The sequence below is a fragment of the Streptomyces sp. NPDC004629 genome, from assembly GCF_042873595.1.
Lineage (GTDB): Bacteria > Actinomycetota > Actinomycetes > Streptomycetales > Streptomycetaceae > Streptomyces.
The window spans coordinates 1-13,097 of sequence record NZ_JBIALO010000037.1; the positions used below are offsets into that span (position 1 = coordinate 1).

A 13,097-nucleotide genomic window follows, 5' to 3' on the forward strand; every position below is an offset into this window, starting at 1 on the left:
CCGTTGCGAGGGTGTCCAGGTCTTTCGTCACACATTGACAGTGGGCGCCCTCGCGCCATGTCCGCAGGCGAACCCTTGGACTCATTCATCTAGGCACACCACTCGCCTACCGGCCGCTTCGGCCGCCCGCACCGTTGGTGCAGCGCAGGTTGGTTTGGCGGGTGGCGTCGGTTGGGACTGCCCGTGTGGTCCGGGGCGGTTTGGGTGCGCGCACCGGGTCGTGCAGCCCCGGTTCGGTGCGGGCCGACCGGGCGGTGTAGCGCGTGTGCGGGCTACGCCGGGCGTCTTCCGTGGTTCGCTCGGCCCTTCTTGGTGCGCCACTTGCGTTTCCGGGTCTTCTTCGACATGTCCCCTCTGCTTGACCGAGGAGACGACGTCCGTCGAGGGGTCACGCACGCCCGATGGGCGCGCGGACCGCGTCGGTGAGCGCGGCCAGGTCGTCGGGGGACAGCTCGACCTCCAGGCCGCGGCGGCCCGCCGAGACGCAGATCGTGGCGTGGGCGGACGCCGACTCGTCGAGGACCGTACGGAGCTTCTTGCGCTGGCCGAGCGGGGAGATGCCGCCGCGGACGTAGCCCGTGGTGCGTTCGGCCAGCGCCGGATCGGCCATCGCCGCGCGCTTGCCGCCCACCGCCGACGCCAGGGCCTTGAGGTCGAGGGAGCCCGCCACCGGGACCACCGCCACGGTCAGCGCGCCGTCGACGTCCGCGACCAGCGTCTTGAAGACGCGGTCGGGGGAGACGCCCATCGCCTCGGCTGCCTCCTCACCGTAGGAGGGATGGGCCGGGTCGTGCTCGTAGGAGTGGACCGTGAAGGCCACGCCCGCGGCGGTGAGCGCCACCGTGGCCGGGGTGCCGCCCTGCTGCTTCTTCGACTTCTTCGCCATCGGCTTCGGGTCTCAGTTCAGGCTGGTCGGGCCGCGCGTCAGCTCCGACGCCGGCAAGGACGGCAGATTACGGATGATGGCCGTCTCCGAGCGAAGGAGTTTCAGCTCGTCCCGCAGCCGGGAGGCGGTGTCCGGGGCCTGGAGCAGACGCTGCTTCGTCGGGGTGTCCAGCATCATCGCCGCCGCCACGAGGTAGGAGACCACCGATGGCTCGTCGGGGAGTTCGGAGCCCGTCGACAAGGACCGCTCCCGGGCCCCCGCCAGCCGCTTCTGGTACTGCCGGAACGCCCGCAGCACTCCCTCCGCCAGGGCGCCCGCGCCGTCGCCCGGCACCTCCGGCAACTCCTCCAGCTCGGCCGTCAGGAACGGCCCCGACGCGTCCACCGACAGCAGCCGCACCCGCCGTGTCCCGGTCGCGAGCACCTCGAAGGTGCCCCCCGAGCGCTCCCGGATCGTCGCGGCGTCCGCCACACAGCCCACGCCGTGGAAGGCCCGGACCGGGTCGGCGCCGAAACCGGCGGCCGGGCCGCGCTCGGGCACCGCCGTGGGGTCCGGCATGCCCGGTGCGCTGGGCGCCACCTCGTGGCCGTCGCGGATCGCCACGACGGCGAACCGGCGCGGCTCGTCCTCGGCGGTCTTCAGCAGCTCGCGCATCATGGCGCGATAGCGCTCCTCGAAGATGTTCAGGGGCAGCACCAGCCCCGGGAACAGTACCGAGTTCAGCGGGAAGAGAGGGAGACGGACGGTGGTCACGGCGTCACAGCCTAATGGTCACCGGCGGCGGCATGTCCGCCGTGCTCACTCCGTGGTCGTCGGGGACCCGCTGCGTGGCCGCCGGGGAGAGGGAATCAACCCGTCCCGGGTGGGCCGGTCCGCCCCCGCGGGAAGCTCCTCACGCAGCCGCAGAAAGAGCCCCAGAGGGTCGTCCGACACCCGGTCCCAGGGGAAGGACGTGGCGTACGGGCCGATCAGACGGAACTGGTCCAGGGCGTCCGATCTGCGGTCCAGGCACACCAGGACGTACGCCAGGAGGTTGCGCACCTCGGCCGGCCACGGGTCGGCCGCCGGGTACCGGGCGGAGAGCGCGACCGCCCGGTCGGCGGCGGCGTCCAGGCGCTCCGGGGGCACTCCGGCGCCCGGGCCCAGGCAGGCGAGGGCCGCGTGCGCCGGGAGCGCCTGGACGAGCGCGCCGGGCGGCGCGTCCTGGGCGGCCGACTCGGCGAAGTCGAGGCATTCCCCGTGGGAGCCGTGCCATGTGGCGGCGAGGTAGCGCAGGGCGGCCACGTGGCAGCCGTAGTGGTGCGGGGAGCGGCGGACCGCCTCCGTCCACAGGCGCTCGAAACCGGTGTGGCCCGCGCGGGTGCCACGCGCGTGGTCCAGCGCGATCCGCCACGGCACCGGGTCGCGGGGATCGGCCTCGGTGGCGGCGGCGACGAGCGGGCTCACCCCGCGCAGCAGCTCGGCCCGCGCGGGGGAGGCCCAGCACCGGTCCACCGCGAGCTGGGCGCGCAGCAGCAGGGCGTCCGGGTCGCCGGGGGCACCGGCGTGCCACTCCTCGGCCCACTCGGGGCGGGAGCGGGCGAAGGCGGCCAGGCGCCGTACATAGCGGTCGCGGTCCTCCCACTCGGCCGCGTCGCGGGTGGTGGCGAGCAGCTTCGCCGCAGGCTCGTACTCGCCCCGGCCGGCCGCGACCAGCGCGGGGGCCAGCCACTCGTCGGGCGTGTCGAGCAGCACCTCGTCGTCGGCCGGCGGTGCGTCGCCGTGGCGCGAGGCGGTTCGGGACCTCCGTGCGGAACGGAGCAGCGCGCGCAGCAGAGCCATGGTGTCGACCATTGAAAGTCCGCAGGTCGCGGCGGCGCCAGGGGGTTCACGCAACCCACGGAAAGTTGTACGCCTCCTGGTCAAGTGAGGGTAAAAGGTAACGGTTGCGCCCGTCTTGTGCCCACCAGCGCCCCAAAGGGGCGCGGGGCTGTATCACCATGCGGCTCCGCCGCGCGGGCGCGACCAGCCACAACGCACCAGCAGCCGACCCACGACGCAGCCGACCCACGACGCACCCGCAGCCGACCGACGGCCCCCAACGGCCCCCCCAGCGGAGCTACCCGCGTCTGAGCAAGCGGGTCGCCCCCGCGGCCACCGTGGTCGCCAGGATCCAGCCCAGCAGGACCATCGCCGCGGCCAGCCACTGCCAGCCGCCGCGCAGCTGCCACTGGCTCGCCTGCCCCAGGTCGATCACCGGCAGCAGCAGGTCCAGGGCGAACAGGGTCGGGCTCCAGCCGGGATGCCCGCCGGAGTTCATCGGTTCCAGGGTGGTGTGCGCGAAGGCGAACGCGCCCGCCGCCCACAGCACCGCCATCCACACGGCGGCCCGGCCCGGCCGGTACCCGTAGGCGACCGTCCAGTCCTGGGCGTACCCCCACAGCTTGTCGGCCAGCGGCAGCGTCTCCCGGCGCCTGCGCTGCTTGGCGAGCAGCACCTCGCGCGCGTCCTCGTCCTCGCCGGCGCCGCGCAGCACCGCGGCCAGCCGCTCGTACGGCTCCGGGTTGTACTCGGCGGTCGCCGCCGCGACCCACTCCAGCCGCCGGGTCAGCGGGAACGGGCCCCGCGGCACCAGGGTCTCGTAGCCGAAGCCGCCCATGTGCAGATTGCCCGGCCCCGGCCAGCTGCCCGCCCGGTCCACCAGGGTGACCACCCGCGCCCCCGACAGCACCACCTTGCCGTGCTCCGGCCGCTCCCCGAGGAAGCGCAGCTCGGGCGTCTGCACCCGGCGCAGCGACAGCTCCTGCTCGTCGGTGAAGACGAACCGGGCCCGTTCCAGGTCGACCGCGTCCCCGAACCGCCCGTCGTCGAGCCGGACCCCGCCCTGGCACTCGAACCGCTGGATCCGGGTGCCGCGGGCGGGTGTGGTGCCGCTCAGCAGCGGGTTGCCCAGGCCGGCCGGGGTCAGGTACAGGGTGCGCTCCACGGTCAGCTGGGGCGCGTTCAGGGCGAGGCGGGTGTACGGGTTGGCCAGCCGCGCGCCGCGCAGGCTCAGCGACACGCCGACCTGGGCGCTGCGCAGGCTCAGCTCGCCGTGCGACTCCAGCAACTCCGCCTGGAGGTCCTGCCCGACGGTCAGGCCGTCCGCGGCGATCGAGCGGCCCGACCGGTCCCGGTAGACGACGGCCTGGTTGAGCAGCAGGTCCGTGCCGATGTGCGCGTCGGTCAGCCGGACCCCGTTGTGGAACCGGCAGCGCGGCAGATGCAGATCGCCCTCCGTGTGCACGCGGGCCGCCTCCAGGCGCGGCACCGCGCAGTCCACCAGCCGTACGGTCGTGAACCGGGCCTCCGGCAGCAGCACGTCCCGCTCGAACCGGCAGCCCTTCATCTCGACGTACGGCGTGACCGTGCCGCCCGCCAGGTCCAGGGTGCCGGTGATCCGCACCCCGGCCAGCTTCAGGGACGACACCCGGCCCGCAAGCGCGGGCGGCCCGTCGAGCAGCAGCCAGGCGATGATGCGGGCCCGTACGCTGCGCTCGGGCCCCCAGGGATGCCCGCCGTGGGGGTCGTCGACGATGCCGTCCCCGCTGCTCAGGTCGTAGACGCTGCCGTTTCGGAAGGCCTGCCACATCCCGGCCTCGGCGGCGGTCAGGTCGTCGGGCACGTCCCCGGCGCGCAGGCCGGTCCCCTCGGTCACCGCTGTTCCCTCCTCCTTACGGTCACGCGCGGGTCCACCCCGTTGCGTACCACCGGTGATGCCCGCTGAGTGACGCCCCGAACGCCATACGTGAAGAGGATCTTCCGGCTTCCGGGGGAGTTCTGTATCAGCCATTGATACGCGCGCACCGCGCGTCACCCCGGTCTGCGAGAATTGAGCCTGTGATCTCCCGAATCGATCTGCGCGGCGACGCCCTTCCCGAGGGCTCCGCTCTGCGCGACCTGCTGCCCCGAGCCGACTTCGACGTTCAGGCCGCACTGGAGAAGGTGCGCCCGATCTGCGAAGCCGTGCATCATCGCGGGGACGCGGCGCTGATCGACTTCGCGGAGCGGTTCGACGGAGTACGGCTGGAATCCGTCCGGGTGCCGGCCAAGGCCCTCGCGGACGCGCTCGCGGCCCTCGATCCGGCCGTCCGCGCGGCCCTGGAGGAGTCGATCCGCCGCGCCCGCCTCGTCCACCGCGAGCAGCGCCGTACGACGCACACGACCCAGGTCGTGCCCGGCGGGTCGGTGACCGAGAAGTGGGTGCCGGTCGAACGGGTCGGGCTCTACGCGCCGGGCGGCCGCTCGGTCTACCCGTCCTCCGTGATCATGAACGCGGTGCCCGCACAGGAGGCCGGCGTCGCCTCCATCGCCCTCGCCTCCCCGGCCCAGGCGGAGTTCGATGGCCTGCCGCACCCGACGATCCTGGCCGCCTGCGCGCTGCTCGGCGTCGACGAGGTGTACGCGGCGGGCGGCGCGACCGCGGTCGCGATGTTCGCCTACGGCACCGAGTCCTGCGCCCCCGTGAACATGGTCACCGGCCCCGGCAACATCTGGGTCGCCGCCGCCAAGCGGTTCTTCACCGGCCGGATCGGCATCGACGCCGAGGCCGGGCCCACCGAGATCGCGATCCTCGCGGACGACACCGCCGACCCGGTGCACGTGGCCTCGGACCTGATCAGCCAGGCCGAGCACGACCCGCTGGCCGCGGCCGTGCTGGTCACCGACTCCGTCGAGCTGGCCGACGCCGTGGACAAGGAACTGGCGCCGCAGGTCGCGGCCACCAAGCACGTCGACGACCGGATCGTCCCGGCGCTCGGCGGCAGGCAGTCCGCGATCGTGCTGGTCGACGGAGTCGAGGAGGGCCTTCGGGTGGTCGACGCGTACGGCGCCGAGCACCTGGAGATCCAGACCGCCGACGCCGCCGCGGTCGCCGACCGCGTCAAGAACGCCGGCGCGATCTTCATCGGTCCCTGGGCGCCGGTGTCCCTGGGCGACTACGCGGCCGGGTCCAACCACGTCCTGCCGACCGGAGGCTGCGCCTGCCACTCCTCCGGCCTGTCCGTGCAGTCCTTCCTGCGCGGCATCCACATCGTCGACTACACCAGGGACGCGCTGGCCGAGGTCGCACACCACGTGGTCACGCTGGCGGAGGCGGAGGACCTGCCCGCGCACGGCGCGGCCGTCAAGGCGAGGTTCGGCTGGAAGGTACCGACGAGCAAGTGAACCCCGGAATCGACGATCTCCCCGTACGGGACGAACTGCGCGGCAAGTCCCCTTATGGCGCGCCCCAGTTGGACGTCCCCGTACGGCTGAACACGAACGAGAACCCGTACCCGCTGCCCGAGCCGCTGGTCGAGCGGATCGCCGAGCGGGTGCGCGTCGCGGCCCGCGATCTGAACCGTTACCCCGACCGGGACGCGGTCCAGCTGCGCACGGAGCTGGCCACGTACCTGACGCGGACCGGCGGGTACCCGCTCGGCATCGAGAACGTCTGGGCGGCCAACGGCTCCAACGAGGTCATCCAGCAGCTGCTGCAGACCTTCGGCGGCCCGGGCCGCACGGCGATCGGCTTCGAGCCGTCGTACTCGATGCACTCGCTCATCGCGCGCGGCACCAACACGGGCTGGATCTCCGGCCCCCGCAACGAGGACTTCACGATCGACCTCGCCGCCGCCGAGCGGGCGATCGCCGAGCACCGCCCCGACGTCGTCTTCATCACCACCCCCAACAACCCCACCGGCAACGCGGTTCCGCCCGAGACGGTCCGCGCGCTGTACGACGCGGCGCAGGCGGCCAAGCCGTCCATGGTGATCGTGGACGAGGCGTACATCGAGTTCAGCCACGGCGCCTCGCTGCTGCCGCTGCTCGCGGGCCGGCCGCACCTGGTCGTCTCGCGGACCATGTCCAAGGCGTTCGGCGCGGCCGGGCTGCGGCTCGGCTACCTGGCCGCGCACCCGGCGGTGGTGGACGCCGTCCAGCTCGTCCGGCTGCCGTACCACCTGTCGGCGATCACCCAGGCGACCGCGCTGGCCGCCCTGGAGCACACCGACACGCTGCTGAAGTACGTCGAGCGGCTGAAGGCCGAGCGGGACCGGCTGGTGCGCGAACTGCGCGCGATCGGCTACGCCGTCACGGAGTCCGACGCGAACTTCGTGCAGTTCGGGCGGTTTGCCGACGCGCACGAGGCCTGGCAGAAGATCCTCGACCGGGGCGTCCTGGTCCGGGACAACGGCGTACCGGGCTGGCTGCGGGTGTCCGCCGGAACCCCTCAGGAGAACGACGCGTTCCTCGACGCGGTACGTGGGTTGAAGAAGGAGCAGAGTTCATGAACCGCGAAGGGCGCGTCGGACGCGTCGAGCGCACCACCAAGGAGACCTCGGTCCTGGTCGAGATCGATCTCGACGGCACCGGGCGCACCGACATCGCCACCGGCGTCGGCTTCTACGACCACATGCTCGACCAGCTCGGCCGGCACGGTCTGTTCGACCTGACCGTGAAGACCGACGGTGACCTGCACATCGACTCCCACCACACCATCGAGGACACCGCCCTCGCGCTCGGCGCCGCGTTCAAGCGGGCGCTCGGCGACAAGGTGGGCATCTACCGCTTCGGTAACTGCACGGTCCCGCTGGACGAGTCCCTCGCCCAGGTCACCGTCGACCTCTCCGGCCGCCCCTACCTGGTGCACACCGAGCCCGAGAACATGGCGCCGATGATCGGCGAGTACGACACCACGATGACCCGGCACATCCTGGAGTCCTTCGTCGCCCAGGCGCAGATCGCGCTGCATGTGCACGTGCCCTACGGGCGCAACGCACACCACATCGTGGAGTGCCAGTTCAAGGCGCTGGCACGGGCCCTGCGCTACGCGAGCGAGCGGGATCCGCGCGCCGCCGGCATCCTCCCGTCCACGAAGGGCGCCCTGTAGACCATGAACGGACTGTCCACCCTGCTGATCGTCGTCGGCCTGTTCCTCGTCGGCGGCATCATCTCCTTCGTCAAGCAGAAGATGCCCGCCAGCCTGATCGTGCTGGTGTCCATCGGCGCCGCGATGTGCCTGGTCGCCGGCGTGCTGCGGCTGGAGGTGTGGAATTGAGCGCAGCCCGGAAGGTCGTCGTCTTCGACTACGGCTTCGGCAACGTGCGCTCCGCCGAGCGCGCCCTCGCCCGCGCGGGAGCCGACGTCGAGATCACCCGTGACTTCGACAGGGCGATGAACGCGGACGGCCTGCTGGTGCCCGGCGTCGGCGCCTTCGCCGCCTGCATGCGGGGGCTGCGCGCCGCCCGCGGCGACTGGGTGATCGACCGCCGGCTGTCCGGCGGGCGCCCGGTGCTGGGCATCTGCGTCGGCATGCAGATCCTGTTCGCGCGCGGCATCGAGCACGGCGTGGAGAGCGAGGGCCTCGACGAGTGGCCCGGCTCGGTCGAGCCGCTTCAGGCGGAGGTCGTGCCGCACATGGGATGGAACACCGTGACCGTGCCGCCCGGCTCCGAACTGTTCGCCGGCCTGGACACGGACGCCCGCTTCTACTTCGTGCACTCCTACGCCGTCCACGACTGGACCCTGCAGACGCGCGACACACAGCTGCACGCCCCCAAGGTGACCTGGTCGAGGCACGGCAAGCCGTTCGTGGCGGCCGTCGAGAACGGCGCCCTGTGGGCGACGCAGTTCCACCCCGAGAAGTCCGGCGACGCCGGAGCCCAGCTCCTCACCAACTGGATCGGAACACTGTGAGCAAGCTCGAACTCCTTCCCGCCGTCGACGTCCGGGACGGCCAGGCGGTCCGCCTCGTGCACGGCGAGTCCGGGACCGAGACCTCGTACGGCTCCCCGCTGGAGGCCGCCCTCGCCTGGCAGCGCTCGGGCGCCGAGTGGCTGCACCTGGTCGACCTGGACGCCGCGTTCGGCACCGGTGACAACCGCGCGCTGATCGCCGAGGTCGCGGGCGCCATGGACATCAAGGTGGAACTGTCCGGCGGCATCCGGGACGACGCCACCCTCGCCGCCGCGCTCGCCACCGGCTGCACCCGGGTGAACCTCGGCACCGCCGCCCTGGAGAGCCCCGAATGGGTCGCCGGGGTGATCGCCGAGCACGGCGACCGGATCGCGGTGGGCCTGGACGTCCGCGGCACCACGCTGCGCGGGCGCGGCTGGACCCGGGACGGCGGCGACCTCTACGAGACGCTGGCGCGCCTCGACAAGGAAGGCTGCGCCCGCTACGTCGTCACCGACATCGCCAAGGACGGCACGTTGCAGGGCCCGAACCTGGAACTGCTGAAGAACGTCTGCGCGGCCACCGACCGCCCCGTCGTGGCCTCCGGAGGCGTGTCCTCACTGGACGACCTGCGGGCCATCGCCCAGCTGGTGCCCCTCGGTGTCGAGGGCGCCATCGTCGGGAAGGCCCTGTACGCGAAGGCGTTCACCCTCGAAGAGGCCCTGGAGGCTGTGTCGTCATGACGTCCGAAGCCGTGCGGCGCGTGCAGAGCGGAAGTCCCTGGGAAGAGAGCTTCGGCTTCGCGCACGCCGTCGCGGCGGGCGACCGCGTGCTGGTGGCGGGCACCACGGCCTTCAAGGGCCCGGTGCTGCACGGGGAGGGCGACCCCTACGAGCAGGCGAAGGTGGCGTTCACCAGCGCGCTGGAGGCGATCGCCGAGTTCGGGCTGGGGCCCGCTTCGGTGATCAGGACCCGGATGTATCTGACCCATCTGCGCGACGTCGACGAGGCGGGCCGGGCCCACAAGGAACTGTTCGACTCGGTACGCCCGGTCTCCACCCTGCTGGTCGTGGCGGGCTTCGTCGACCCGCGCATCCTGGTCGAAGTGGAACTGGAGGCCTTCCGGGGCCACCATGGGCAACAAGCAGCAAGAGGAGCCGTGGATTCATGACTCTGGCGGTCCGAGTCATCCCCTGCCTGGACGTGGACAACGGCCGGGTCGTCAAGGGCGTCAACTTCCAGAACCTGCGCGACGCGGGCGACCCCGTCGAGATGGCCAAGGTGTACGACACCGAGGGCGCCGACGAGCTGACCTTCCTGGACATCACCGCCTCCTCGGGCAACCGGGAGACGACCTACGACGTGGTGCGCCGCACCGCCGAGCAGGTGTTCATCCCGCTGACGGTCGGCGGCGGCGTGCGCACCGCCGAGGACGTGGACAGGCTGCTGCGGGCGGGCGCCGACAAGGTGGGCGTGAACACCGCGGCGATCGCGCGCCCCGAGCTGATCCGCGAGATCGCCGAGCGGTTCGGGCGCCAGGTGCTGGTCCTCTCGGTCGACGCGCGCCGCACCCCGGCGGGCGGCTTCGAGGTCACCACCCACGGCGGGCGCCGCGGCACCGGCATCGACGCCGTCGAATGGGCGCACCGGGCCGCCGAGCTGGGCGCGGGGGAGATCCTGCTCAACTCCATGGACGCGGACGGCACGAAGGACGGCTACGACCTGGAGATGATCGCGGCCGTACGCAAGCACGTCACCGTCCCGGTCATCGCCTCCGGCGGCGCGGGTAAGCTGGCGGATTTCGCACCGGCCGTCGCCTCCGGCGCCGACGCGGTGCTGGCGGCGTCCGTCTTCCACTTCGGCGATCTCCGGATCGCCCAGGTGAAACGCGCCCTGCGAGAGGCCGGCCACCCGGTGCGCTGACGCCCCGCTCAGGAGATACGAAAGGAAAGTTGCGCAAGGATTATTGTGCAACTTTTCTTTCGTATCTACGGTGAGGGCATGGCACGCGAGAAGACCCGCCCCATCACCGATCTCGGCACCCTGAAGGCGCTGACCCATCCGCTGCGCATGCGGCTGTACCGCCTGCTGTACATCGCCAGGACCGCCACCGCCTCGCAGTTGGCCGATCAGGTCGACGAGGCGGTGTCGCTGGTCAGCTATCACCTGCGCAAGCTCGCCGAGCACGGGCTGATCGAGGAGGCCGAGCAGCAGAGCGGCGACGGCCGTGAACGGTGGTGGCGGCCCGCCTCGCAGGGCGTGAGCATCCGGGACAAGGACTTCCGGGACGCCCCCGAGCGGGCGGCGGCGCACCTGGCCGCCACCCGGCTCTTCCACGACCAGCGCACCGAGATGTACCGGCGCTACCTGGACGAGCGGGCCACCTGGAGCGCCGAGTGGAACGCCGCCGCACCGGACAGCGAGTCGCTTGTCAGGCTCACCGCCGCCGAACTGGACGAACTGGGCGCGGAGTTGATGGCCCTGCTGCGCCGGTACGAAGAGAAGAGCCGGTCCGCCGAAGCCGCCGGTGACACCGAGGGGCGCGAGAACGTCGCGCTGCACGTGTACGGATTCCCGTTCCGCGTCTGACATTCGGCGTCTGACATACCGCGGCTGACATACCGCGGCTGACGTACCGCGTCCGAGTTTCCGTGTCCGAGAGAGGCCGTCGCCTTGTCCACCGTCACCGGCCTGCCCGCCGCGCCCGGCACCGGCGCCACGCGCCCCGCCCACCGTGACCCCAACGTCCTGCGCTGGCTGGGTGCCTACACCTGTTCCATGCTCGGCGACAACGTCTACTACATCGCGCTGTCCTGGGCCGCGGTCCAGGCCGGGACGCCCGCACAGGCGGGTCTTGTCATGTCGGCCAGCGCCCTGCCGCGGGCCGTGCTGATGCTCGGGGGCGGCGTCGTCGCCGACCGGCTCGGGCCGCGCCGGGTCGTCATCGGCAGCGACGCGGTGCGCTGTGCGGCCGTCGCCGCGGTGGCCGCGCTGCTCCTGCTCACCAGCCCGGGACTGTGGCCGCTGGCCCTGCTCGCCCTGGTCTTCGGCACCGTCGACGCCGTGTTCCTGCCCGCCGTGGGCGCCCTGCCGGCCCGGATCACCGGCAAGGACCAACTGGCCCGGGTGCAGGGCATGCGCGGGCTGTCCATCCGCTTCGCGAGCGTCGTCGGCGCCCCGCTCGGCGGCCTCGGCGTGGCGCTCGGCGGCGCGGCGGCCGCGTTCGGCCTCGCGGGCCTGCTCATCGCCGCGTCGGTGCCGCTGTTGATCTCGATACGGTTCCGCTCCCTGCCGACCGACGACACGATCCCCGGCCGGGGCGCCGTACCGATACCCGAGCCGCGTCCCTCGGAACCGCGCCCGGCCGAGCCAGCGGTCGCCGAGCCACATGGCGCCGAGCCACATGGCGCGAACTCATATGCTGCCGCGCCGGGTGCTGCCGCGCCGGGTGCCGCCGCGCCACATGCTGCTGCGCCACCTGCTGGCGAAGCCCATGTCGGTGCGCCACATGTTGTTGAACCACATGTCCTCGAAGCATGTCCCGCCGAACCGCCTGCCGCCGAACCGCCTGCCGCCGAGGCATCTGCCGCCGAGGCGCGAGCCGCCGAGCGGATCGACCGCCCCGCCGTCCGGTCACGCGCCTGGGGAGACCTGGTGGCCGGGCTGCGCTACATCCGCGGGCACCGGGTGCTGGCCCCGCTGATGGCGGCCATCGCGCTCGGCGACTTCGGGTTCGTCGGCCCGCTCAACATCGGCCTGACCCTGCTGGCCGACCGGCGCGGCTGGGGCGCGTCCGGGATGGGCTGGGTACTCGCCGGCTTCGGCACCGGCGCGGCCGCCGTGTCGCTGCTGCTGGCCGTCCGGGGCCGGTTGCCGAGGGCCGGCCAGGTCGCCGGGTACGCCATCCTCGCCGGCTCGGTCGCGATCGGCGCCCTCGCCTACGTCCCGCACCTTGTCGCCGCCGTCGGCGTGGCTCTGCTGGTCGGACTGTTCGCCGGGCTCAGCGGTGCCCTGTGCGGCGCCCTGCTCCAGACCCAGGCCGACCCCGCCTACCTGGGCCGCGTCACGGCCGTCGCAAGCCTGGTCAGCCTCGGCCTCGCGCCGCTGAGCATGCCGGTCGCGGCGGCCGCGATCGGCGCGTGGGGCCCCGGTCCGGTGTTCGTCGTGAGCGCCGCGGTCTGCGGGCTCGGCAGCGCCGTCGCCCTGTGCGTACCGGGCCTGCGCCACGCGGAACTCCCGGGCTGACACCGACGACCGAGCCCCACCGCCCCGAAAACCCAGCCGGACGCTTGCCGACGCCCCTGCGGTGCGGGGAGATCCAGCGCCTCAGCTGCCCCACGGGGGCCATCCGCCACCTCCACGACATCGGGCACGCCCGACGACACCGGCACGGCCGAGGCCGGCTCCCTCGGACGCCCCCGGAGGTGCCGGTCGCGCTCCAGGCGTCCTCGTGACGACTCTCTGCGGGAGGCGCTAGGCGTGGCAGGCGTTGCGTCGGCGTCCCTTGGGGGATGTGCCCGGCGCGCACCAGGCGTCC

The 13,097-nt window shown here is 72.7% G+C and carries 13 protein-coding genes and 1 pseudogene; 10 read left to right on the top strand and 4 right to left on the bottom strand.

What is annotated here, in order from left to right; translation table 11 throughout:
* Positions 1–388 precede the first annotated feature (388 nt).
* From ybaK to ACFYTE_RS36370, 4 genes and pseudogenes are all read right to left on the bottom strand, one after another.
* Positions 389–886 (bottom strand): Cys-tRNA(Pro) deacylase, encoded by a 498-nt coding sequence (gene ybaK / locus ACFYTE_RS36355; RefSeq protein ID WP_388719939.1) that lies wholly within the window; start codon positions 884–886, stop codon positions 389–391.
* Positions 887–898: 12 nt separating this feature from the next.
* Positions 899–1,639: an LON peptidase substrate-binding domain-containing protein gene (locus tag ACFYTE_RS36360; RefSeq protein ID WP_388719941.1), complete on the bottom strand. Its 741-nt coding sequence runs from the start codon at positions 1,637–1,639 to the stop codon at positions 899–901.
* A gap of 11 nt (positions 1,640–1,650) precedes the next feature.
* Positions 1,651–2,719, bottom strand: a pseudogene (locus ACFYTE_RS36365) (hypothetical protein).
* A gap of 265 nt (positions 2,720–2,984) precedes the next feature.
* Positions 2,985–4,562: an oxidoreductase gene (locus ACFYTE_RS36370; protein ID WP_388719944.1), complete on the bottom strand. Its 1,578-nt coding sequence runs from the start codon at positions 4,560–4,562 to the stop codon at positions 2,985–2,987.
* 182 nt (positions 4,563–4,744) lie between these two features.
* Between ACFYTE_RS36370 and hisD the strand changes: the two genes are divergently transcribed.
* The 10 genes from hisD to ACFYTE_RS36420 all read left to right on the top strand — a co-directional run bounded on the left by hisD (position 4,745) and on the right by ACFYTE_RS36420 (position 12,805).
* Complete coding sequence (hisD, locus tag ACFYTE_RS36375) at positions 4,745–6,070, top strand: histidinol dehydrogenase (protein WP_388719947.1); 1,326 nt, start codon at positions 4,745–4,747, stop codon at positions 6,068–6,070.
* The gene (locus ACFYTE_RS36380) at positions 6,067–7,176 is read left to right on the top strand and encodes a histidinol-phosphate transaminase (protein WP_388719950.1); all 1,110 of its coding nucleotides are present in this window, start codon (positions 6,067–6,069) and stop codon (positions 7,174–7,176) included. Before hisD ends, ACFYTE_RS36380 begins: the two co-directional genes overlap by 4 nt.
* Positions 7,173–7,775: an imidazoleglycerol-phosphate dehydratase HisB gene (gene hisB, locus ACFYTE_RS36385; protein ID WP_351735474.1), complete on the top strand. Its 603-nt coding sequence runs from the start codon at positions 7,173–7,175 to the stop codon at positions 7,773–7,775. The genes ACFYTE_RS36380 and hisB overlap by 4 nt, the downstream gene beginning before the upstream one ends.
* Positions 7,776–7,778: 3 nt before the next feature.
* Positions 7,779–7,943: a hypothetical protein gene (locus ACFYTE_RS36390; RefSeq protein WP_351735472.1), complete on the top strand. Its 165-nt coding sequence runs from the start codon at positions 7,779–7,781 to the stop codon at positions 7,941–7,943.
* Positions 7,940–8,581 carry an imidazole glycerol phosphate synthase subunit HisH gene (gene hisH, locus ACFYTE_RS36395; protein WP_388719955.1) on the top strand — a complete coding sequence of 214 codons (642 nt, stop codon included), beginning with the start codon at positions 7,940–7,942 and terminating at the stop codon, positions 8,579–8,581. Before ACFYTE_RS36390 ends, hisH begins: the two co-directional genes overlap by 4 nt.
* Positions 8,578–9,303: a bifunctional 1-(5-phosphoribosyl)-5-((5-phosphoribosylamino)methylideneamino)imidazole-4-carboxamide isomerase/phosphoribosylanthranilate isomerase PriA gene (gene priA, locus ACFYTE_RS36400; protein ID WP_351735468.1), complete on the top strand. Its 726-nt coding sequence runs from the start codon at positions 8,578–8,580 to the stop codon at positions 9,301–9,303. The genes hisH and priA overlap by 4 nt, the downstream gene beginning before the upstream one ends.
* Positions 9,300–9,731 (top strand): RidA family protein, encoded by a 432-nt coding sequence (locus tag ACFYTE_RS36405; protein ID WP_388719959.1) that lies wholly within the window; start codon positions 9,300–9,302, stop codon positions 9,729–9,731. The genes priA and ACFYTE_RS36405 overlap by 4 nt, the downstream gene beginning before the upstream one ends.
* Positions 9,728–10,483, top strand: coding sequence for an imidazole glycerol phosphate synthase subunit HisF (gene hisF / locus ACFYTE_RS36410; RefSeq protein WP_388719962.1), 756 nt, complete (start codon positions 9,728–9,730; stop codon positions 10,481–10,483). The genes ACFYTE_RS36405 and hisF overlap by 4 nt, the downstream gene beginning before the upstream one ends.
* Positions 10,484–10,561: 78 nt before the next feature.
* The gene (locus tag ACFYTE_RS36415) at positions 10,562–11,149 is read left to right on the top strand and encodes an ArsR/SmtB family transcription factor (RefSeq protein WP_388719965.1); all 588 of its coding nucleotides are present in this window, start codon (positions 10,562–10,564) and stop codon (positions 11,147–11,149) included.
* A 189-nt stretch (positions 11,150–11,338) separates the two neighbouring features.
* Entirely contained in the window at positions 11,339–12,805 is a 1,467-nt protein-coding gene (locus ACFYTE_RS36420) for an MFS transporter (protein WP_388720117.1), read from the top strand.
* Positions 12,806–13,097 lie beyond the last annotated feature (292 nt).